The 22,298-nt window shown below is 51.7% G+C and carries 18 protein-coding genes; 10 read left to right on the top strand and 8 right to left on the bottom strand.

What is annotated here, in order from left to right:
* The coding region (locus tag JW814_05715; protein ID MBN2070936.1) for a transposase at positions 1-134 on the bottom strand (134 nt) is incomplete at its 3' end.
* A complete protein-coding gene (locus tag JW814_05710; protein MBN2070935.1) occupies positions 97-1,056 on the bottom strand; it encodes an IS256 family transposase in 960 nt (319 codons plus the stop codon). The genes JW814_05715 and JW814_05710, both read right to left, overlap by 38 nt.
* Before the next feature lie 138 nt (positions 1,057-1,194).
* On the opposite strand from JW814_05710, the gene JW814_05705 reads away from it, so the two are divergent.
* Together JW814_05705 and JW814_05700 are read left to right on the top strand one after the other, a co-directional pair.
* Positions 1,195-1,683 (top strand): hypothetical protein, encoded by a 489-nt coding sequence (locus JW814_05705; protein ID MBN2070934.1) that lies wholly within the window; start codon positions 1,195-1,197, stop codon positions 1,681-1,683.
* 60 nt (positions 1,684-1,743) lie between these two features.
* On the top strand, positions 1,744-2,244 hold the full coding sequence (locus JW814_05700) for a hypothetical protein (protein MBN2070933.1): 501 nt from the start codon (positions 1,744-1,746) through the stop codon (positions 2,242-2,244).
* 269 nt (positions 2,245-2,513) lie between these two features.
* Here the strand turns inward: JW814_05700 and arsB are convergent, their stop codons facing one another.
* The 6 genes from arsB to JW814_05670 form a co-directional block, all read right to left on the bottom strand.
* Positions 2,514-3,674 (bottom strand): ACR3 family arsenite efflux transporter, encoded by a 1,161-nt coding sequence (gene arsB, locus JW814_05695; protein MBN2070932.1) that lies wholly within the window; start codon positions 3,672-3,674, stop codon positions 2,514-2,516.
* A 40-nt stretch (positions 3,675-3,714) separates the two neighbouring features.
* Complete coding sequence (locus JW814_05690; protein MBN2070931.1) at positions 3,715-4,512, bottom strand: arsenite methyltransferase; 798 nt, start codon at positions 4,510-4,512, stop codon at positions 3,715-3,717.
* A 14-nt stretch (positions 4,513-4,526) separates the two neighbouring features.
* Positions 4,527-4,940 carry a winged helix-turn-helix transcriptional regulator gene (locus JW814_05685; protein MBN2070930.1) on the bottom strand — a complete coding sequence of 138 codons (414 nt, stop codon included), beginning with the start codon at positions 4,938-4,940 and terminating at the stop codon, positions 4,527-4,529.
* Between the two features lie 118 nt (positions 4,941-5,058).
* Entirely contained in the window at positions 5,059-6,033 is a 975-nt protein-coding gene (locus JW814_05680) for a hypothetical protein (protein ID MBN2070929.1), read from the bottom strand.
* Positions 6,021-7,007: a PD40 domain-containing protein gene (locus tag JW814_05675; protein MBN2070928.1), complete on the bottom strand. Its 987-nt coding sequence runs from the start codon at positions 7,005-7,007 to the stop codon at positions 6,021-6,023. Before JW814_05675 ends, JW814_05680 begins: the two co-directional genes overlap by 13 nt.
* 243 nt (positions 7,008-7,250) lie before the next feature.
* On the bottom strand, positions 7,251-9,623 hold the full coding sequence (locus JW814_05670) for a T9SS type A sorting domain-containing protein (GenBank protein ID MBN2070927.1): 2,373 nt from the start codon (positions 9,621-9,623) through the stop codon (positions 7,251-7,253).
* A gap of 505 nt (positions 9,624-10,128) precedes the next feature.
* On the opposite strand from JW814_05670, the gene JW814_05665 reads away from it, so the two are divergent.
* The 8 genes from JW814_05665 to JW814_05630 all read left to right on the top strand — a co-directional run bounded on the left by JW814_05665 (position 10,129) and on the right by JW814_05630 (position 22,253).
* On the top strand, positions 10,129-13,494 hold the full coding sequence (locus JW814_05665; protein ID MBN2070926.1) for a fused MFS/spermidine synthase: 3,366 nt from the start codon (positions 10,129-10,131) through the stop codon (positions 13,492-13,494).
* A 123-nt stretch (positions 13,495-13,617) separates the two neighbouring features.
* Positions 13,618-16,932 (top strand): PAS domain S-box protein, encoded by a 3,315-nt coding sequence (locus tag JW814_05660; GenBank protein ID MBN2070925.1) that lies wholly within the window; start codon positions 13,618-13,620, stop codon positions 16,930-16,932.
* Positions 16,933-16,942: 10 nt separating this feature from the next.
* On the top strand, positions 16,943-18,871 hold the full coding sequence (locus JW814_05655; GenBank protein MBN2070924.1) for a hypothetical protein: 1,929 nt from the start codon (positions 16,943-16,945) through the stop codon (positions 18,869-18,871).
* 114 nt (positions 18,872-18,985) lie between these two features.
* Positions 18,986-19,306: a winged helix-turn-helix transcriptional regulator gene (locus tag JW814_05650; GenBank protein ID MBN2070923.1), complete on the top strand. Its 321-nt coding sequence runs from the start codon at positions 18,986-18,988 to the stop codon at positions 19,304-19,306.
* Positions 19,307-19,366: 60 nt separating this feature from the next.
* Entirely contained in the window at positions 19,367-20,689 is a 1,323-nt protein-coding gene (locus JW814_05645; protein MBN2070922.1) for a permease, read from the top strand.
* Positions 20,689-20,928: a TM0996/MTH895 family glutaredoxin-like protein gene (locus tag JW814_05640; GenBank protein ID MBN2070921.1), complete on the top strand. Its 240-nt coding sequence runs from the start codon at positions 20,689-20,691 to the stop codon at positions 20,926-20,928. Before JW814_05645 ends, JW814_05640 begins: the two co-directional genes overlap by 1 nt.
* A 102-nt stretch (positions 20,929-21,030) precedes the next feature.
* Positions 21,031-21,564: a hypothetical protein gene (locus JW814_05635; protein MBN2070920.1), complete on the top strand. Its 534-nt coding sequence runs from the start codon at positions 21,031-21,033 to the stop codon at positions 21,562-21,564.
* Entirely contained in the window at positions 21,561-22,253 is a 693-nt protein-coding gene (locus JW814_05630) for a sulfite exporter TauE/SafE family protein (GenBank protein ID MBN2070919.1), read from the top strand. The genes JW814_05635 and JW814_05630 overlap by 4 nt, the downstream gene beginning before the upstream one ends.
* The last annotated feature ends 45 nt before the right edge of the window (positions 22,254-22,298 follow it).

The following is a 22,298-nucleotide window of genomic DNA, read 5'->3' as shown; positions in this document are numbered from 1 at the left end:
GTTCTTCTCTTTATCTCTTCATTGATCCTTTCTACACAGTTAGTGGTTCTAAGCCTTCGCCGATGACTCTCGGGCAGCTTGAAGACGGTGAGGCCTTCAGGGATCGTTCTCTTCAGCCCATTTTGCCAACGCAGGTGCTTTCTTTCGGTAGATCGTCAGCATCCGCTCCAACCTTTCTTCTGCCTCCTGCCGATCGGAAGCATTGAAGATTGATCTTATGGCAGCTGCTACACTGCCCTGCATCGCCTTTTTCGGAACATATGCCTGGGCATTTCGCTGAAGATGACACTGGCACCGGTTCCACAGCACTCCGGTCAGCCGGGCCTGAAGCGCAGCTCTGATGCCCTTGTGATCGTCACTTGTCACAGCCCTGACGCCATGCATGCCCCGCTTCTGCAGAGACTCGATAAAATCTCGCCAGTGAACTTCCGCTTCGCTCAGAGAGACGCTCACTCCAAGAACAGATCTCTTGCCGTCTGAACGCACCCCGATCGCTGCCAGAACAGCGCATGGGATCACGCTCCCGCCATGTCTTATCTTCTCATACCTGGCATCCAGTATCAGATAGGGCACCTCTCCGATAGATCGGGATCGCCATGACTGAAGCTCGTCGTCCAGCAGCTTGGTTGCCCTCGATACATCGCTGCTGCTCACTTCCAGGCCACAGAGCTCTTTTGTGATTTCCTTCACTCGCCTGGTCGATACTCCCTGAACATACATCTCGGCCAGGGCAAGCTTCAGCGCCCGCTCGCTCCGAAGCCCCTTCTCAAGTGATTTTGGATAAAATCCTTCCGAGTCTTTCACGTTCCTAACCTGTGGAATCTTCAGACTCAACTCACCTATCCTGCTTCTTACCGTCTTGTCCTTGAACCCGTTACCGTAACCTCGCCGCTCGGAAGTCCTCTCATGAGGCCCCGCTCCCAGGAAAGACGATCTCTCAAGCTTCATCGCCTCGTTAAGTACTACTTCCAGAGCAGATGCCATCCCATCCAGTCCGTTTTCGATTAATACTTCCAAAACCTGATCAAACGCTTTATTATCTCTTCGGTGGGTCATGTCACGTCTCCTTGTTAAAGGTTAATCGCTTCAACAAGAAAACCGATGTGACCCGCCGTTTTCAAGCTCTAAATCCAACGCGGCTACCGGAACTTGGGGAATTTACAGAAAGAATGTTACACCAACTGAGGGAAGTTAATGTATAAATTATTTTTAATCGGAATCATAGTAATTTGTTATCCTGCATGTCTACATGCAGAAATTGTTGCTGGAACTGCTGAATTAACTTATGGTTACTGGGATTTTTATCTTATGCAATCTTTGCCATTTCCAGAAGCTGGTCAATTATTTGTTACTTTTATAGGGCCTGATATGGTTATAGCTGCTTATCGTGATGCACAGGTTGCGGCTGTTCCTGACAGTTCATTTGAAGAACTTATGTATGCACCGTCCGATTATGAATTATACTATTCATATCAACTCGCGGTTAATGGTAGGACATATGTTTATAGATTAATACACCCTGATACTGGTGATATTACTTATGCTAAAGTGAGGTTTTCGGATTTCGCAATACCAGTTATGGATTATGCGTATCAACTAGATGGTTCATTGAAGTTGTATGATGAAGTGCCAACAGAAAATAATTCTTGGGGAAAAATAAAAATTCTATTCAAAGGAGATTGAGTATTTAGTAATAAATAAAGTAATAAATTAGATTGCTATTTTAAATCTAGGGGGAAGGATATGAAAAAGCGCTCTATTATAGCAATTTTTATGTTCTTTGTTATTCCTTTAAATTTGTATTCATACGAACTCATTAGTATTCCTCCTGATACAGTACAATCATGGGAAAGTGTTGCAAGCCATTTTCATTTGTATGGAACAGAAGATGGTGAATTTGATATAAGCATTTCATTTCCTGTTTTTAATGGGATATTTAATCTGTACGTGACAGATAATGTTGCTGCTTGGGACAGCACTTCTTTGGCAGAATTTATATTGAAGGTTGTGGATTCTGACTCAACAAACAGCGATGATATATTTCCTTTAATATGGGATTATTATTGTTATGATGATACTGATCAATCATATGGTGGAGTATGTTTTGATATTGATATAATGAATCAAACATATACTAAAATAAATTTAGCCCTATATGATATAAATGATTTTGATTGTGCTGGAAGTGATAGTGACCCGCCCCCGATTCTTGTTCCACTTTCTGTCTCAAACTGCCACCCCTAGATTCGATGGAAGTACTGCTTCAGGTGCTGGCGGTCTGGCAGGGATGATATATCCCTTCGTTGTCGAATCCGAAACGCTCTCGCGTGACATGGCCATCATGGGGGGCTGACCCTTTCCCTTTTCGTCATCGGGTACGGGTTCAGAGGCAGGCGAGGACGAGTGAGTCGTGTCGAGGGCGCGGTCCCGCTCGCTATGTGGCGTATATGGGCTACCTGATCGCTTCGGTGATGGCGGTCCGGCCTTGAGCCTTGTGGTTTGCTTAGATGGCCCTACGTCGCTTGTGACTCCGCGAACCAGCCGGCTGTGCGCTTGCAGATCCCGACAAGCATCAACATCACCGGCACTTCTATCAGTACTCCGACAACTGTCGCCAGCGCCGCTCCCGAGGATAGTCCGAACAGCATCACAGCTGTGGCGATCGCAACTTCGAAGTGGTTGGAAGCTCCGATCATAGCCGCCGGCGCGGCGTCTTCATATTTCAGTTTCAGCATTTTAGCGGCGCCGTAGCCCAGTCCGAAGATCAGCATGGTCTGGATGAAGAGCGGGATGGAGATCCAGAGGATGGTAAGCGGGTTGGCCAGAATCGTTTCGCCCTTGAAGCTGAACAACAGGACCAGGGTCAGCAGCAGCGCGACGATCGTCACGGGCGTGAGCAGGTGCAGGAATCTTTTCCTGAACCATTCTTCACCCCAGCGCCCGATAACCCATTTGCGCGAGAAATATCCGGCAACCAGTGGCAACGCCACATAGATTGTGACGGACAGCAGCAGCGCCTGCCATGGAACAGGCAGTCTGCCGATACCGAGCAGGAAGCCACCCAAAACGCCATACAGCACCAGCATGGTCAGTGAGTTGATAGCGACCATGACGAGGGTGAGACCATCATTGCCACGCGCCAGGTATCCCCAGACCAGAACCATGGCTGTGCAGGGAGCTATTCCCAGCAGGATGCATCCGGCAAAATAGCTGCGCCAGAGGGGGATCTGCAGCATTTTCACGCCTTCCTGCAACACAATTGTTCCGGCGCCGTGCACCGCTCCGACCGGCAGGTCGAGCCCGAACGGCATTTTGACCAGATCCATCGCTTCGGTACCGATCAATCCTTTAAAGAGAACACCAAGAAACAGCGTGGCGATGGCGTACATGGTGAACGGTTTGACGCACCAGTTGATGAACAGGGTCAGAAAAACGGGCTTTCCGCTCTTGCCTGCTTTGACGACGCGGGCGAAATCAATCTTGACCATGATCGGATACATCATGAAGAAAAGGCAGACGGCGATCGGGATCGAGACGATGGGTGCTCCCTTGATATTAATAGCCATCTGGTCCAGTGTCCGCGCCAGTCCCGGGGCGATTTTGCCGAGAAGAATCCCGGCAACGATGCACAATCCGACCCATACAGTCAGATATTTCTCGAAGATGCTGGTCATATGTCGATCATTCGCCGGACAAGTTTCAATATTCACCGCGTTACCCTCCTTGTTTCACGGCGGCAATTACCGCTGAACGAACATGATTTTCCATTCCACTTCCCGGGAACCAGTCCCGAATAAACTGGTTGCTCTCTTCCTTGATATCAATGGATATCTCGGAAAAACCGGCATTGCTGAGCATCTGTCCGATCTCATTTACCAGAGCCGCTCCCCCTACGCATCGGCAATGCGCGTCCATATTCTGCCGAACCTCATCCGGGATGGGGGATATTGCGACCACATCGGATACGGCAAGCCGGCCATTTGGCTTCAATACACGGTGTGCCTCGCTAAAAACCTGCTTTTTTGCCGGGGACAGATTTATGACGCAATTGGATATAACTACATCAATAGAGTTGTCAGCTACAGGCAAGTGCTCAATTTCGCCCAGGCGGAACTCCACATTCGTGTAGTAGCTTTTTCGGGCATTTTCTCTCGCCTTCGCAATCATTTCAGGTGTCATGTCTACGCCGATGACCTTCCCTTCTTCGCCAACCTGTTTAGCGGCAAGGAAACAATCGAACCCTCCACCGCATCCGAGATCAAGAACGACCTCTTTCGGTTTCATCTCGGCTATCGCCTGCGGATTACCACAGCCAAGACCCATGTTCGCTCCATCCGGAACCGCTGACAACTCGGCGGTTGTATAGCCAAGGCGGGTCGAGAAACCAGGGTTCCCCAAAGGAGCCGGTCCGCAGCAACCGCCTCCGCAGCAGGAGCCGTTTTCTTTTGCGATTTTCGAATAGCGGGTTCGAACCTGCTCCCGGATATGATCTTTATCTGTGTTCGCCGTCATCATCCCACTCCTTTTTACTTACGATCTTCTCCCTGATCCGTGTAAGCTTTTATTTTCGGGCAACATTCATCGCCGCGCTGTTTTCTGCAAAGTTCGTCGGGATCACACGATGTGATTTTATCAAGTGTTTTCGCGTCGAGCGCGATATCCGGATCGCTGCTGAGCCGTGATTCGATCCAATCGATCAATACACCGAAATCATCCCGCTCCCTGCGAATCCGATAATAGACCCATCGTCCGTCTTTCCTACTGTCGACCAGACCGGATGAAATCAGAACTCCCATGTGACGGGAGGCCGTCGCGCCTGCGACTTGAATCAGCTCTGTAAGCTGACAGGCGCACAGCTCGTCGTGTTTCAAAAGAGCTGATACGATCCGGAGCCGGTTCCTGTCGGACAGCGCCTTGAATGCTGCAATCAGTTTATCCATTATGACCTCATTGCAATTGTATAGTTAGCCAAGTAACTAAATAATATATATTAAATCAGGAACCCCGGTCAAGTTCCTTTGTTGTTTTTCACGGGAATCGGTGTATTCAGATTCGAGTTTATGGGTAGCATGGGCCATACCGCATCACATTGCCATCGACGGTGAAGTAGATATGGTCGTCAGAACCCCAGACAGCGTCCCTTGGGAGAGAATATTCGGTCAGGACCTGCGTCATCGATCCATCGGACAGAAGCACGTAACCGGTCAGGCTGCTGCGGCAAACGCCCTGGTGGACGAGCAGGCGCTCACCCCGCGGATCGGTGGAGATGACCCAGGTGATGTAGCCAGTGTCAAAAAAATCAATTTCCACTGAGGTCTGTCCATCGAATGTGAACAGGATAAGTTTATAGTATGACAGATCGACGTCCGGGGCTGCCATCGATGTAATAAATCCGGAACCATCAGGCAGCGGCGCGAAGCAATTATGCCTCTTGCCGTTCAGGCCGTTAATCGGAGTTATGATACCGCTGTTCAAATCAAGGAATCCCATATTGTACACCTTAAGATCCGGATCGTAAAAGGCAACCAGTAAGCCTGCCTCCCCGGGAAGGAAATCGAAATGGTAGATCATCATCCCCCCGTCAGGTACCTCCTCGACATCCTGTTCGCTGCCGGCGACTGGTACCCGGCAGAGCGAAAGTTCATAAGTATTATCAGAGCGCCAATGGATCCGGGTGAAATAGATCGTCGTATCACCTTCTGCAAAACGAAGATTCCGATCATCGTGGTTGCCATCCGCAGGATTTTCAGTCAGTTGTCTCGCGGCGCCTGTCCTCATGTCCCTCACCCAGATATGCGAGGCATAATGCGTCGGATAGATGACTTCTTCGCGCTCGATGGCGAGGTATCGTCCGCCGTTGGATAAACGCGGGTAGTAAAACAGGTCCCCCTGCTCGTGGTCGAAGACCAGGGAATACTCAGGTTCGATATTCTCTTCGGGGGAAGTCACAGATTTTGAATCCCCGCAACCGCACAGGGTAAAAAGGATCAGAGTGACAAAACCGGCTGATCCCAACCATTTTATTGTTTGCATGAGATTTCCACTCCTCTCGCAATGCACGCCGGCAATTTCACCCAATAGATATCCATCTTCTTGTTCATCGGGGACTGCATATTATCCAGCAATTGCCTGTAGTCAGTCACCGGCGCCGGATCAGATACTGTTTCTGTTCTCATGCTTGAAAAGAACAGGTATCTGCCGTCCGGAGATACGGTCGGGCTCATTTCAGCCGCGTCAGAATTGATCTTTTCGCCGAGATGGACGGGCTCGGTCCAGGAATCGTCCGGTTTACGGAAGGCGACGAAAAGATCGCCCCTTCCCGCCGCGTGTCCCCAGCTGTGCGAGCTGTAGATTAGAAACCGCTCATCGGGATCGATAAAGGCGTTGTATTCGGCTCGCGTGTTGATCGAATCGGACAGGACTTCAGGCTCAGAGTATCTGCCTTCTTTAAACCTCGATCTGCATATCTTCATGTCATAAGAGGTAAAATAGATCGTCCCGTTTTTTGTGATGGAAGGGTAGAATTCGTTTTGCCCGGTATTGACCGGCTCGCCGAGATTGCGCGCTTCTCCCCAGCCATCTCCGACCCGCTCGACATACCAGATGTCGGAATCCTTTGATTCATCGCCTGCCCTGAGCGGCCGCTCGGAGCAGAAATAAAGACGATTGCCGTCCGGAGAGAATTGAGGTTCATAATCATCATACTTGCCCGAAAAGGGGGCGATTCTGTGAGACTGCCATCTGCCGTCGACTTCCTTCATCCAGACAAGCACGTAACGCGGTTTCTCCAGAACGCCGAAGAATATCTCCCTGCCGTCGGGGGAGATGGCGATATCACGGTCATCCATGCCGGTGCAGACGATGCCAGGCGCGAAGAGTTCCGGGGTCTCGCCAGGAGCCGTTTGACCCAGGTAGGGACCTTTCGGGACCGGTGTGCTGTTTTGCGCGGAACATGCCGGGATGAGGATGGCTGCCGCGGCCAGAAAAAAGAAAGATTTTATCTTCATAACTGCCTTTCGCAAAGTAGGTTTCATTTTACAGCATAAATATATGCGTGACATCCGCGCCGGAGCAGATATTCTCGACAGACTGCTTTCAGGCGCCCGCAGACAGCTGCATCAGGAGGACAAACGGAAGCGGTAAGTGCCCGTCCAGGAGACGGTGAAGAGAGGCTGACTTGATAGCCCGGTCACCGCTTAATATCGTAAGGGGTAACCGGGCTATTGTACAATGTCGTATCGGAATCGGATCTATTTCAACAGCAGAAGTTTTGTGTTAAAAAGATCCTTACCGGCGATAATCATTCGCGCGAAATAAATCCCGGACGACACGCTCTCTCCATAATCGTTTGTGCCATTCCATGTCACCTGGTGCACTTTCCTGGCGTAGTGACCGGAGACCAGCGTTTTCACGTGCCGGCCATTGACCGAGTAGATGTTTATCTCGATTTCCGCCGCCTCGGGGAGATTGAACGAGATTAACGTCGATGGGTTGAACGGATTCGGCCACGCTCGCAAGTACGGTTTTTGTTCCTCCACGCTGGAGACACGAAGTGGGTCAGGCAGCGTTCCCGAACAACGGCCGCTACGAATCTCGAATACCCCGGTCTGATACGTCACGTTATCGATCACCGTAGAGATCTTGTACTCATAGTCGGTGCTCGCTGAAACGGGGAATTTGGCCAGATAGAACCGATCTTCATCACAGTCGTCCTGATAAGCGGCGACCTGCTGCCAGGGGATGGCGCCGTCCCTGCGGTAGTACACCTTGTTCTGCTTCGACGGAAACTTGGTATACCAGTAAACGTGGATCTTGCAAGTCTCCGCGTTGAATGAAGCTCCATTGCTGTAAATGTTGCTGTAGTTGTTATTGAGAGCGAAGCTCCCTGTCACATCGACCGGGCAGTCCATGGGGTCGTCTTCTGATTCAACCGTTATCTTGTAGCAGTACTCGTTTGCCGCCGCGAGGCCAGTCAGCACGACCGTGTACTCAGTCTCCTCCACACCGGCTTGCTGCTGGCTGTAACTGCAGGCGGGGTAGCAGTCCATATCTGGATCATAGGCGACGACCGAAGTCGCCGGGAGGTTAGTCTCAAATGTGATCTCGGCGTCCCAGGTATAGGACGGTGAATCGAAGGTGGTATTCACTTCTACATTAGTTATCTCGAGGTAGCAATTATCCACTTGCTGGGCATAGATGTCGCCGCTGTCGTCGCGCAGGTCTGTCCAGGCGATGATCGTTCCGTCATTACCATGGTAAATCATGGCGGGATGCCCCTGCCGATTTGATACCGTACAGACAGGCAACCCCGACGCCGACCATTTCTTTACTCCATCTGCATCCACCCGCTGGGCATAGATGTTGTAGTTGCCTGTGAGGCGAGCATCGCACCAGGTAGTGATGACGCCGCCGTTGCCGTCTGTCGCAGCCGAGAACTCCTTGCCGACCATTATGGGATCAACTATCATCACGCCGGTATCCGACCATGGCTGGTTGCCGTCTCCGTCGATTCGTTGTGCCCAGAGCCATTTATATGTTTCCGGTGAGGGACCAGGGTCTTTACTGCCGAAAACATAGATTGCGCCACCGTCGCCATCCGAGACTACGCGATGATCCGCGTCAGCGGGATAGACTGTCGATATCCATTTGTCCGCCACCCATTGAGCTGTTCCACTCGAATTGACGTGCTGGGCATAGATCTTGTACCAATGATCGTCATAAGCGTAAGTCACGCTATGGTCCCAGCTGATTATAGCGCCACCCGAGCCGTCCGCCACCAGTTGGGGTGAATTGTCATCGACATCGACAATGTTGTAGTTTCCTATATTGACCTGATTGTTCCACAGCACAGAGCCTCCGGCGTTGACTCTGGCCGCTCTAACGTCATGGTCTTCATCTATCCAGGCGGCTATGCACCCGCCGTTTTCATCGGAAACGATTTGAGGGTAGCATACTGGCGCCTCAAAATTGCTTCCGAGACAGATGCCTGCAGGATCCGGATACCAGATCAGATTGCCGCTGGAATCGAGTCTCTGAACGGAAACGCGATAATAATCATCATACCATCCTGTAGAACCGTTATACACTCTTTCATGCCACCCATAGGCGATAATCGCGCCACCTGCTCCATCCGGCATCGCGTCGAGCGATTCACAACCGAACAGCATGCTGCCGGACATGATGACTGCTCCCTCGGGGCCCCAGGGAAGCGTCCCGTCCGCTCCGACCTTTTGAGCATATAAAAAGGCAATACCGCTATAACAGTTGAAGACTATAATCGCTCCGCCATTTCCATCAGGCACGACCTGGTGGGAAATGAATGATCCGAATATATAGGTATTATCTGCAATTATGACCCCATCCTCCTGCCAGAGCGGGTCTCCATCAGCGTCGATTTTTTGAGCGTAGATGGAATAACTGCTTCCACGGGTATCAATCCACGCGATGATCGAACACCCGTTTCCGACTTCAGCGATACTGGCGTTGAATTGAGATCCATCTTCAGTACAAACGCCTTCCCCTCCGGAGGTCCATGATCCCCAATCCGCGGCCGCGGGAACTATCCAACCGGTCAGGATGATAATTGTGATAACAGGGATCATCAAACTAGACTTATTCCGCATATGAAATTTCTCCTTCTTCCATGATGAGAAAATATTATCCTGCGTACCAATCCTTTGAATAAAAACAACTTGATGCAGCGAGTTTTCGCTTTGAGATTTGAGAGATCTACATTTTTTCACCCCCCCTGTCCGTTACGGAAAATCCCGTAAGGCCGATATCAGCATCGCAGGCATGGGGATAGAATCAGGCATTCTCTGAAAAACCAGCCTTATTTCAGACTGGTCGGGTGCTGTCTAGATAGAAAATATAAAGCCGCAAAAGTCCATATCATCTTCCCCTAGTCCACGAAGGACCAAATAGTAGCAGCGGTATTTATTAACAATCAAGATATTTTTCAACTCTTCATAGCCCGCCGGTCACCACTGCCCGTCCCGAAAGAATTTGACGCCCCGCAAGCTTATAGGGTATGATACATAAACTTATGCGTCGCGGGTGGGCCCGCCGGACACAGTATTTCGGCACCTGCTTCCAGGTGACTGCTCGACTTCAACCAGGATATTTAAAATGCGAAAATCTTCGGATAAAAGGAAATCTTCACTTAATTACAACGAAGGCACGATGAACAGGATATTTTACCTTATCCTCTCCTGTTTTTTCCTTTCAGGAGTCGCCGGGATCATCTATGAAGTGCTCTGGATCAGGATGATCGAGAGGGTCATCGGCGGCGCGCCATTCGCCGTAAGCATCATACTTACCATCTTCATGGGCGGCCTCGGCCTGGGGAGCTATCTTGCCGGCAGGTTCATCGACCGGATCAGGGACACTCTGGCCCTGGTGAAGATATACGGGATGCTTGAGCTGGTGATTGGTATCTACGCTTTTCTGATCCCTCTGCTGCTCGCTCTCTTCGAGCCGCTCCAGGCAGCTCTTTATAACAATCTCTACGGCCACTTTACGATATACAATATCCTCACCTTCATCGGTTGTTCCGTGATTCTTTTCATTCCCGTCCTCTGCATGGGAGCGACTTTGCCGATCCTCTGCAGGTTCTATGTCGCCAGGCTCTCACATCTCGGCACTCACGCCGGGCGGCTGTACGGTTTGAACACGATCGGAGCGGCCGCGGGTTCGCTGGCGACCGGATTCTGGCTGATAGACCTCTGGGGCGTGACCGGCACGCTCATCTTTGCCGTTCTCATCAACTTCCTGATCGGAGCGACATGCCTGTCGATCAGTTATAAAGCGAAGATCTCTGTTGGAAACGGAGGGCGGGAAGATCAGGATCCAGGGGAGGCTGAGCAGGTAGAGGGAACGAAAGAGGAAAGAGTCGATATCCAGCCCGGAGATTCCCTTGAAACTGGGAGCGCCCTGTTGATCTTCGCTGTCTCAGGTTTTTGCGCGATGGCGTGCGAGGTGATATGGACGAGGCTGCTCGGCCTGATCGTAGGCCCGACGACTTATTCTTTCACGATCGTACTGGTGACTTTTATCACCGGCCTCGCGCTGGGCAGCATGATCTTCGGTCATTTTGCCGACAGGGTGAAAAAAGTCATCTGGCTTCTGCTGTTCACCCAGGTGATCGCCGCCCTGCTTGTCCTGGCAGTCAGCCAGCTGCTCGGAAACAGCCAGATGCTTTTTGCAAAGCTGATCTTTACCTTCAAGGACCAGTTCGGGATGCTGAGCTTTATGAAAGCAGTGGTTCTTTTCATATTCATGATCATACCGACACTCTGTTTCGGCGCCACCTTCCCTCTGGTCGGAAAGATATATACCGAGTCGGTCTCGAAGGTCGGAAAATCGATAGGTTTCGCGTACATGATCAACTCGGTCGGAGCGCTCGCCGGTTCGTTCTGCGCGGGTTTCGTTCTCATCCCGCTTGTCGGCAAGGAATCGGGGCTTGGAATAACAGTCGCTCTGCAGCTTGCCACCGCTCTGGTCATTGCCGGCGTCCTTATGATCAGAATGAGAAAAAACTACGCGCGGTTCGCTTTTCTCGCCGTGCCGGCGCTGGCGGGGATCGTCCTTTCTTTCAACTATCCCGCGTGGAATCACAGGCAGCTGTCGATCGGTAAATACCACAGGTTTGAGGCGATCAAGGCGGATATAATCAATACCGGATGGCTGGGGGCGCTCCTGCAGGGACCAGAGATCCTGTCGAAAACGGAAGAAGGAGAGATAGTCTATTACGGAGACGGAATCGGCGGATTTACGACGGTCGTAAAGAGAAAGAACTCCCTTGGCGAGATCAACTACAGCATGACGAACAGCGGAAAAGCGGATGCCTCGACTTATGTCGACATGAAGACGCAGACGCTCCTTACGCATTTCCCGATGCTTTTCCATAAAGATCCGAAGTCGGTGATGGTACTCGGGCTCGCCAGCGGCATCACGGCGGGAGAAGTACTCTGTTATCCGGTCGACAGGCTTGATATTCTTGAGATAAGCAACCAGGTCGTATCGGCAAGCAGCTTTTTTGACCGCTGGAACAGAGATGTCCTTTCGGATCCGAGGACGCACCTGATCATCCAGGACGCGCGCGCTCATCTACAGCTCACGAACCAGGGATATGACGTGATCATCTCCGAGCCGTCCAATCCGTGGATGGCAGGGCTTGCCGCTCTTTTCACAAGCGAATTCTTTTCCCTCGCCCGCGAGAAACTGAATGATGACGGGATACTTGTGCAGTTCATCCACTCGTACCAGATGGACTGGGAGACTTTCGCCCTGATCGGCCGGACCTTTGCCGGCGTATTTCCAAACAGTATCCTTGTCTCGACCGGGCCGGGCGAATATGCCGGTGATTACCTGCTCGTCGGGTTCAAGGGCGAGGAAAGGCTCGATCCCCGGCATGCCGATCAGAAACTCCCATTTATCGGTACGTCGGAAAATGTCGTCCTCAGCGATCCGAGGCTGCTCTACCGGTTGATCGTCTCAGAAAACCTCGAGTGGCTCTTTGGCAAAGGTGATATAAATACCGAGACAAAGCCGCTGCTTGAATTCGCCGCGCCCCGGCTTATGTACTACGATGATCTTGTTGTTCCGGCGATAATCGAACGCAACAAAGAAAACAGTCTCGGCGCCGGCACAAAAGATATAGTCCGGCTGGTCGAGACGGATGCCGATTCGAGGATTGATTTCGCAGCCTATCTCCTCTCTCTATTCATGCCTCAGAGGGATGTGGTCGACACCTCCGTTCTGACCCCATCTCAAAAAGAGAGATTCTTCAGGCTGATGGAAGATTATTGCGTGAAAAACGAGATCGATTATTCGATCTTTGATGATGAGGAATTGAAACAGCGATGCCTCTCGATCCAGATAGACCTGCTCGAAAGCAGGCCGGAGCTTCTCTCTGACAGGCCCGATCCCTATTTTTACCGCGCCAGTCTCTACCATATGAACGGCAGGACAGTCGACGCGATCAAATATTACAATAAAGGATTAAGGATAGATCCGTATTCGGTGGTCGCGCGTAACAATCTCGGCAACATCCTGCTTGAGCGGGGGAGGGAGACCGAGGCGATAGACCAGTACAACGCCGCTGTCACTCTCGATCCAGGTCACCTTATAGCGCGTAACAATCTCGGCAACGCTCTGAAGAAGCAGGGAAGAACAGACGAGGCGATAACCCAGTACCTCGAAGTGCTGCGGCTGGACCCCGATTTTGTTCAGGCGCATGTCAGCCTTGGTGAAGCCCTCGTAGACAGGGGCAGGCTCGACGAAGCTATCGGCCACTACTATGAGGCCCTGCGGATAGATCCCGGGAATGCCGTCACCCACAACGATCTTGGAATAGCGCTTTACGGCAGGGGAAGGATAGATGAGGCGATCTCTCATTTTCAGGAGGCTATACGGCTGAGGCCTGAATATTCGAACGCGCGGATCAACCTCGAAAAAGTCCTGGCAAAAAAAAGGACGCTCGAAGGCTCGTGAGGCGAGACGGTGAAGGAAACTCTTGAGTTATCATGCAGAGCGACCGATAAAAAGCTATAAGGGGCGTTATTTCGCGTCTCGATAAATGTTTTTTGCAGAGAGTGCAAACCGGAACGGATGAATATGTCGCGCAGAGTTAATAATTCCCGCAAGCAGATCCGATCCGGACGTATGCCGATTATACTCGTACTTGGGCTTGGACTGGTCGCCATCCTGGCGATAGTCTATATCCAGGTGACTACGACCCGGATTTCCAGGGAATATATCCCTCTTGCCGAGGCTGTCAAAGAGATCAAATATGAATCAGTGATCGGGCATCTCTGGTTTGAGGAAATGATCAGCGGTGACAGAAACGAGGAAATAGACGATGTCTTTGCGCATATCGATCTTGCCGCCTCGTATGCCAAAGCGATGCTCGACGGCGATTCGATCTCAGGAAAAAGGATTTTCCCACTCAGCGATATCGAAACACGCATCGAGATAGAAGAAGTTCGCGCGAAGTTAAGCCAGTTCCGGGCGATAGCCGAACAGAGGTGGGCCGCAATAGACAGTTCGCAGATCGGATCGGAGATCGATCAGCGATTCGACATGGTATTCAGGGATTTTCTCGATCGCGCCAACCGGGTGGAAGCCCGTTTCGGAGGAAAGATCGCCGATGACCTTAAAAAGTTCCATTTTATTCAGAACGTGCTTATAGTTTTCCTTCTGGGGTTATTCTCTTTGGCCGGTCTTTTCTTCTGGAGATATGAAAAGAGCAAAACCTCGGGTATGATGAAGCTGCAGCTTAGCGAGGAGCGGTACCGGGGGCTGATCGAGGATATTCCGGTGATGATATGCCGGTTTCTTCCAGACGGGACGATCAGGTATGTCAATAAGGCATACTGCGATTATTTCGGGAAGGCGCCGGAGGAACTGGTCGGGTCATCATTTCTCGATCTGATTCCTGAAGAAGACAGAAAGACAGTGATCGGCAATATCAGATCTCTGACTCCAGAGCGGCCTACCCAGTCGCATGAACACAAGGTGATAAATCCGGACGGAGAAGTATGCTGGCAGCGATGGACGAACAGGGCGCTCTTTGACGACAGGGGCATAGCCATGGCTTACCAGGCTGTCGGGGAGGATATCACTGAGCGCAGAACTGCCGCGAAAGCGATTGAAGAGAGTAGAAGGCTCCTGAACGATATGGGCGATATCGCCAGGATCGGGGGCTGGGAAATGGATCTTGAAAGCGGGGGGAAGGCGGCGTGGACAAAAGGGACTTACGATATAGTCGAACTGGATGAAGATGAAAAGTTGCCCGGGCTGAATGAACATATCGGCTGGTACCTTCCCGAATACAGGGAGATGGTCAGGGAAAAGATCGACAGGCTGATCAAGACGAAGAAACCAATCCATTATGAGGCTGCTTTCAAGACAAGAAGCGGGGTTCTTAAATGGTGCAGAGTCTTCGGCGAAGCGGTCGAAAAGGATGGTAACGTAGTAAAGATCAGGGGGACTTTTCAGGATATCACCGATTTCAAGCAGGTCCAGATCGAACAGGAACGGCTGATCCATGAGATGAATGAACGGGTCAAGGAACAGAGGTGCATCTATGGCGTCGCCGAAGCGATCCGGAACAGGGAGAGTCTCGATCAGATATTCGAAGATGTCGTCGCGCTGATTCCGATGGGATGGCAATATCCGATGGTGACATGCGCGAGATTGATCTTTGGAGAAAAAGAATATCTTTCCGAAGGTTTCACCGACTCGAAATGGAAGCAGGCCTCCGATATAATCGTCCATGGCAATCTTCGCGGATCGATAACGGTGTGCTACAGGGAGGAAAGACCGGAAAGCTACGAAGGCCCATTTCTGAGGGAAGAGCGGGAACTTCTTGATACAATAGCCAACACACTCGGTGAGGCGATCGAGCGTTTTCGTGCCGAGCACGATCTGAAAAGACTCAGCCACGCGATAGAGCAAGCGGCAGAGACGATCGTAATAACGGACACAGCCGGGGCGATAGAATACGCCAACCCCGCTTTCGAGAGAATTACGGGATACAGTATAAGTGATGCAATCGGAAAGAACCCGAGGATACTCAAGAGCGGGGAGCACGGTGAGCAGTTTTACCGCGAGATGTGGAAGACTCTGACGAGCGGATCGATATGGGCCGGCTGGCTTGTGAACAAAAAGAAAGATGGCACTTTCTACACTGAAGAGGCCACGATCTCGCCGGTTCGGGATACGTCAGGCGCCATCGTAAATTATGTCGGCGTAAAGAGAGATATCACAGAGAATCTCAGGCTCGAGGAGCAGTACAATCAGGGTCAGAAAGTCGAATCGATCGGGAGGCTGGCAGGTGGAGTAGCGCACGATCTGAACAACCTTCTTTCTCCGATACTAGGTTACAGCGAGATGCTGCTCGATGATATTGATCAGGAAGATCCCCGCAAGGAATCGGTCAGTGAGATCATCAGGGCCGGGTACAGAGCGCGCGACCTTGTCCATCAACTGCTCGCTTTCAGCCGCAAGCAGACGCTCGAATACAAGCTGATCGATCTGAACGATATTCTCGACGGCATCGAAAAGCTTATAAGGAGAACGATACGCGAGGATATCGAGATCGTGATAAGCCCATCTCCCGATATCGGGATGATCAGGGCGGATACAGGCCAGATAGAGCAGGTTATCCTCAATCTCGTATCAAACGCCCAGGATGCGATGCCGGATGGAGGAAAACTCGCTTTAAGCACGCGGCAAGTCGAAACAGATACGCGGCAAGCCCGGAGGAATGAGGGGATCGATCCGGGGATTTACGTGATGCTGTCTGTAAGCGACACGGGAATAGGAATGGACAGGGATATCCGGGGGCATATTTTCGAACCGTTCTTTTCGACGAAGGGTGAAGCGGGGACGGGACTCGGTCTTTCGACAGCTTATGGCATTATCAAGCAACACGGCGGCAATGTACTTGTCGAAAGCGAACCAGGCAAGGGTACGACTTTTGAGGTCTATCTTCCAGTGTCGGATGATCCCCTCGACAAGGGGAAAATCTTTAAAAAGAAGCCTGAAAATCTTGAAGGTACAGAAAAGATCCTTCTGGTAGAGGATAACGAAAATGTGCGCAATCTCACCGAGACTATTCTGAAGCGGAAGGGATACTTCGTACTCGTGGCTGAAAACGGAGAAGAGGCGTTCGAGATCCTGAAGAATCAAAAGGGACCGGTCGATCTATTGCTGACAGACGTCGTGATGTCGGGAATCAATGGCCGGGAATTATATATCAGGGCCTCAGAAGAATATCCTGGACTGAAGGTGCTTTTCATGTCGGGGTATTCGTACGATGTCATAGCCAATCGAGGAGTACTGGAAGAAGGAATGTCGTTTATTCAGAAACCGTTTACGATAGACGCGCTTGCCACCAAGATCAGGGATGTCCTCGAGGAGCGATAGAAAGGAGAGCATGAGTTCTATCGCGGCGATTGCCGGAATTAACGGAATGGAAGATGCCGGAGAGATAACCGGCAGAATGTGCGCCGTGATGGCTGACCGCGGAAATGACGGGGCAGAGATCCTGCAGATCGGCAGAGCCTGGCTGGGACGCAACCTTTGCCTCTACGACAGGGCCCCGGATCTCGCCGAGCGTGGTATTTTCATCGATGAAAATAGTGGCCTGACGGTCCTGCTCGATGGAGAACTCTACAACGCTTCCACCCTGGCCGGCGAACTCGGCTGTGAAAATATCGATGAGACGGTCATTGCCGAAGCATACGGAAGATGGGGAAGGGCCTGCCTGCCGAGGTTCAGAGGCGCGTTCAGCTTTGTGATCTGGGACGGCAAAGAACGCGTCCTTTTCGCGGCGCGGGATTTTTTCGGTGAAAAGCCTGTTTATTACCACATCGCTTCCGACGGTACCATCACTCTCGCCTCGGCCGTCCGGGGGATACTTAGGAACCCCGGCGTATCGAGGGAGATCGACTATGAAGCGGTCTCGCATTACATGTACGAAAAAGCCTTCATCTATCCTGATACTCCACTGAAATACGTAAAATCGCTGCCGCACGGCGGATGGCTCGAATGGAGATCGGGAGTAGTTGAGACGGGCCGGTACTGGCACCCTCCGTATGGCGCCGGGAAGATCGAGGATCCGATATACGCTACCGCCAGGTATCGTGATCTGATGCTCGAGGCGATAACAAAAAGGCTGCCCCGGGATTATTCGAGCCCCGGGCTTCTGTACAGCGGTGGGACCGATTCGAATCTCTTGCTCGGAATGATCAAGCATGTCACCGACAGAAAGATCACTACACTGTCGATAACCGACGGGATGAGCGGACGCGATCTCGATTATTCGAGAAGGCTGGCGAAAAGATTCGACACGGAGCACAGGGAGATCAGGATGTCGGCCGCATCGATCAGGGAGAACCTCGCCGACCTCGTCTGGACGTACGGGACTCCAGGAGTCTCGATCGTCCAGGCTTTCTTCGGGACAAAGGAAGCCCATAAGATCGGAGTCAAAGTCGCCTTCACCGGACTCGGGGTGGAGCCGACCCTTGAACCTCTCTGGTATCTCAAATATATAAATATCCTCGAAAAGGCCTTTTCTCCGTTCAAAGCGCTCCCCGAGAAGTCGAGGGAAGGAATCTATGATCTTTTCTGCCGCGGCCTGAGGGGGAGCGGTTCTCGATGGAAGGGGGGAAAGTACAGGAAAGCGATCAGCATATTGTATTACTATTTTATGTTCAAAAGGGGATACTACCGGTGGTACGGGACCGGCCTGTTTCCCGACGGGATCAAGTCGCTCTTCTCCGGGGGGATCGATAAAAGAGGGTGGAAGGTCGGAGCTGACGGCTACAGGGATATATACAGGGATTGTCCCGTATCGGACCCTCACGATCTGAACAACATGGTCCTGATGAACAAGGGGCTGACCGTCAACGCCGTGCCCAAATTCGAAAGCGCCGGAGCTTTTAACCGGGTGCTGATGAGGTTCCCGTTTCTTGACCAGGACGTCGCGGAATTCGCTCTCGGCGTCTCCTATGATCTGAAATACAGGGGAGGGCGGAACAAATTTCTCGTCAGGGAAAACTGCAGAAGTTTCGTCTCGGAGGAGTGCGCTCAGCTTGGAAAGCAGGACTTCAAGCCTCCCTTTGAAGGATGGATGAGAGGAGAACTCTGGCCCGTTTTAGAAAAGATCATTTCAAGAGAGGCGGTGGAAGAGCGGGGGATATTCGACTACGACAGGCTCTGGCCTCTTTATGAAAGGTTTAAAAATGATAAGTCCGCCCTGCCATGGGCGGATATAATGGCTCCGGTGACCCTCGAACTATGGCTGAGATTGCATGTTGACCCTGCTCCCGGCGATACCTCCCGGCCGGAAATAGACTTTTAACGGAATGTTTTAAAAGAATCTGGGGGTGAGAGCCTGTTTTTATTTGACTGTTAATTGGCGATTTGGTAAAATAACCAACACGATATGAATCTGGATAAGAGTAAAGGATGTGATATGAACGGCAAATTGAAAGCAAGGTATGACGCAAGGGCTAAGATCATAAAGGCGATGTCGCATCCGAGCCGGCTCTTCATGGTCGATGAGCTTTCAAATGGTGAGCGGTGCGTGAACGATCTGACGAAACTGATCGGCGACGATGTCTCCACAATATCGAAGCACCTTTCAATCCTCAAGGATGTCGGTATAGTCGCTGATGAAAAACGGGGCGCGCAGGTATTCTATTCGCTGCGGGTCCCCTGCGTTTTGAACTTTTTCTCATGCGTCGAATCGGTACTCAAGAGCAATGCAGCCGAACAGGCGTCGCTTGTCGAATGAACTGTTGATATCTGACCGATGATTGTCAGGGCTGACAGCGGAAATGGATGGACTGTTTTTATGGACTGGAAAAAAGAATGGAAGACGATGGTGATCGGCCTGGCAGTCTTTGCCGCCTGTTTTTACCTGCCGGTCGAGGCGATACGCGGCTGGGCAAGGTTGAATACCGCTTTCTGGGAATCCCTTCAACTCATCAGATGGTACGCGCGCGAGCATGTCATCCTGTGCCTTGTCCCCGCTTTTTTTATCGCCGGCGCGATAGCGGTATTTATCAGCCAGGCATCTGTGATGAAATATCTCGGGTACAGAGCGAACAAGGTTCTCGCTTATGGAGTAGCTTCAGTCTCTGGAACAATACTCGCTGTCTGTTCCTGCACCGTCCTTCCTCTCTTTGCCGGCATCTACCGCATGGGGGCGGGTCTCGGGCCTGCATGCGCTTTTTTGTACTCGGGCCCGGCGATTAATGTCCTGGCAATAGTACTGACGGCGCGGGTCCTCGGACTGGAACTCGGTATTGCCAGGGCTGTCGGAGCTGTCGTTTTTTCGATAGTCATCGGTCTGTCGATGCATTTTATATTCAGAGATGAGGAAAAGATGAAAGCCGAAGCGCGGGCTGGTAGCGGCGAACCTGAAGTCACCAGGCCATTGTGGCAGAACGCCCTGTTTTTCGCCGCGATGGTCGGAGTACTTGTCTTTGCAAACTGGGGCCGGCCAGCGGTCGATGAAGGATTCTGGAGCGCCGTTTATTCGGCAAAATGGGTCATCACCTCGATCTTCGGTCTGGCGCTCGCGCTGATGCTTGTTGTCTGGATAAGGTTGTCACTGGTCAAGGTCGCTCTGGCCGCCGCGGCTACGGCGATCCTGGCCATGATCTTCAAGGATCAGCCGATGATCGCTTTCGCTGTTGCCGTAGCGGGGCTTTCCTGGGCTGCTGCTTCAGACAGCGGAGAGGGAAACGAATGGTCAGGGCAGACATGGGGGTTCGCCCGTCAGATAATGCCTCTTCTTCTCGGTGGAGTCCTGATTGCCGGACTGCTTCTCGGGCGCCCGGGACATGAGGGCCTGATTCCGGCATCATGGGTCTCAGGAGCGGTAGGCGGCAATTCGCTCTTCTCGAACTTCTTTGCTTCGCTTGCCGGGGCGTTCATGTATTTCGCGACTCTTACCGAAGTACCGATCCTGCAGGGGTTGATCGGCAGCGGCATGGGCAAGGGGCCGGCGCTGGCGCTCCTTCTTGCCGGACCCGCTCTGAGCCTGCCTAACATGCTGGTGATCCGCAGCGTGATGGGGACGAAAAAAACCATTGTATTCGTATCGCTCGTTATCGTGATGGCGACTATAACCGGCATGATCTATGGAGCCGTTTTTGGCCAGGAGGTATGATGAAGAAGATAGAAATACTGGGCACTGGATGTCCGAAATGCAAAAAACTAGCTGAACACGCCGAGAGCGCCGCGCGGGAGCTTGGAATAGAATATGAGCTGATCAAGATAACCGATATCAACGAGATAATCAGTTATGGCGTGATGATGACTCCGGCGCTGGTCATTGACGGCGAAGTAAAATCGTTGGGAAAAGTCCTGCCTGTCGATGAGATCGCCGATCTTCTCGATCGTGGATAGAGGAAAATCACGGGATCAGGTGATTCGGGCGGGACAGGACTTCATGTAGTCTCCCGGAGATCATGGAGAAGACATTTTGGAAATCACCGGAGGTAAGGTCAGATGAGATCAAAAAGGATAGTCACCGCGGTGCTTCTTCTGTTTGTCGCAGTGAGTGTCGTTTATCTGGTAGCGAGAGAGACGGGGGTCACTTCAAAAGGCGGAGAGACTTTGTCTGGCAGGGAAGATCAGGGATCGGCCGGGCGGAATGAAACGTTGGATGAAGGTTCATCCGGCCTCGCCCCGGCACCGGCCACAGTCGTGGCATATTACTTTCATGGTAAGACGCGATGCAAGACCTGCCTTACGATAGAAGCATACGCAAAAGAAGCGATCGAGACGGGATTCGCAGACGAGCTGAAAAAAGGGACACTCGTTTGGCGGGTAGTCGATGTGGAAGATCCCGAGAATGAGCATTATGTAGAAGAGTTCGAGCTTTCCACCCGTTCAGTCGTGCTCGAACGGATTGGAGAGGGTAAAAGACAGGAATGGAAAAATCTTAACAGCGTCTGGGAACTCGTATACGAAGAGAAGGAAAGCTTCATCGATTACATTCAGGAAGAGACTGAAGAGTTTCTAGAGGCGGTGGAGAAGTGACAGAACTGTTTTTAGGGATAGCTTCAGCATTCTGGCTCGGGATCCTGACATCGATCAGCCCATGTCCCCTGGCGACCAATATAGCGGCTATTTCCTTCACAAGCCGCAATGTCGGATCACCCTCAAGGGTCCTGGCGTCGGGAGCTCTCTATACGGCGGGGCGTACCTTTGCCTATCTCGTTGTCGGAGTATTCCTTGTGACGAGCCTGCTTTCAGCGCCGTATATCTCGCACAACCTGCAGAAGTACATGAACATCTTTCTCGGCCCTCTCCTGATACTTACCGGGATGGTCCTGATCGAGTTGATCGAGATCAATATGGCGGGGCGTGGAGCGGGGGAGAGATTTCAGAAAAAGATCGAATCTCTCGGGATGTGGGGATCGTTCCTCCTTGGAGTGATATTCGCCCTTTCATTCTGCCCCGTCTCGGCGGCCCTTTTTTTTGGAAGCCTCATCCCCGTGGCGCTAAGGCTGAGGTCAGGAGTAGTCCTGCCTGTCATATATGGTATTGCCACCGGGCTGCCCGTCATGCTCTTCGCCATCCTCATCGCGCTCGGCGCCAAACGGGTCGGGCAGGCTTACGAAAGGATCGTTCTTATGGAGAAATGGGCCCGGAGAGGAACTGGCGCGATATTCATACTAGTCGGAATCTATTACACGCTTACGCATATCTTCGGTATCCAGTTGTAATCCAGGTGAAAAAATCAGCGGACAGTATAGAGTGTTGATGATATC

The sequence above is a fragment of the Candidatus Krumholzibacteriota bacterium genome, from assembly GCA_016932415.1.
Classification (GTDB): domain Bacteria; phylum Krumholzibacteriota; class Krumholzibacteriia; order Krumholzibacteriales; family Krumholzibacteriaceae; genus Krumholzibacterium.
Note: the sequence above shows the minus strand (reverse complement) of the source record. Positions and strands in the feature narration are given on the sequence as shown.

What these genes read in the sequence shown, in the direction of transcription:
- JW814_05635 (MBN2070920.1), top strand. Translation starts at nt 21,031, where the DNA reads ATGAGATCAAAAAGGATAGTCACCGCGGTGCTTCTTCTGTTTGTCGCA.
- JW814_05705 (MBN2070934.1), top strand. Translation starts at nt 1,195, where the DNA reads ATGTATAAATTATTTTTAATCGGAATCATAGTAATTTGTTATCCTGCA.
- JW814_05650 (MBN2070923.1), top strand. Translation starts at nt 18,986, where the DNA reads ATGAACGGCAAATTGAAAGCAAGGTATGACGCAAGGGCTAAGATCATA.
- JW814_05675 (MBN2070928.1), bottom strand. Translation starts at nt 7,007, where the DNA reads ATGAAGATAAAATCTTTCTTTTTTCTGGCCGCGGCAGCCATCCTCATC.
- JW814_05700 (MBN2070933.1), top strand. Translation starts at nt 1,744, where the DNA reads ATGAAAAAGCGCTCTATTATAGCAATTTTTATGTTCTTTGTTATTCCT.
- arsB (MBN2070932.1), bottom strand. Translation starts at nt 3,674, where the DNA reads ATGACCAGCATCTTCGAGAAATATCTGACTGTATGGGTCGGATTGTGC.
- JW814_05680 (MBN2070929.1), bottom strand. Translation starts at nt 6,033, where the DNA reads ATGCAAACAATAAAATGGTTGGGATCAGCCGGTTTTGTCACTCTGATC.
- JW814_05685 (MBN2070930.1), bottom strand. Translation starts at nt 4,940, where the DNA reads ATGGATAAACTGATTGCAGCATTCAAGGCGCTGTCCGACAGGAACCGG.
- JW814_05670 (MBN2070927.1), bottom strand. Translation starts at nt 9,623, where the DNA reads ATGCGGAATAAGTCTAGTTTGATGATCCCTGTTATCACAATTATCATC.
- JW814_05690 (MBN2070931.1), bottom strand. Translation starts at nt 4,512, where the DNA reads ATGACGGCGAACACAGATAAAGATCATATCCGGGAGCAGGTTCGAACC.
- JW814_05665 (MBN2070926.1), top strand. Translation starts at nt 10,129, where the DNA reads ATGCGAAAATCTTCGGATAAAAGGAAATCTTCACTTAATTACAACGAA.
- JW814_05710 (MBN2070935.1), bottom strand. Translation starts at nt 1,056, where the DNA reads ATGACCCACCGAAGAGATAATAAAGCGTTTGATCAGGTTTTGGAAGTA.
- JW814_05640 (MBN2070921.1), top strand. Translation starts at nt 20,689, where the DNA reads ATGAAGAAGATAGAAATACTGGGCACTGGATGTCCGAAATGCAAAAAA.
- JW814_05645 (MBN2070922.1), top strand. Translation starts at nt 19,367, where the DNA reads ATGGACTGGAAAAAAGAATGGAAGACGATGGTGATCGGCCTGGCAGTC.
- JW814_05660 (MBN2070925.1), top strand. Translation starts at nt 13,618, where the DNA reads ATGTCGCGCAGAGTTAATAATTCCCGCAAGCAGATCCGATCCGGACGT.
- JW814_05655 (MBN2070924.1), top strand. Translation starts at nt 16,943, where the DNA reads ATGAGTTCTATCGCGGCGATTGCCGGAATTAACGGAATGGAAGATGCC.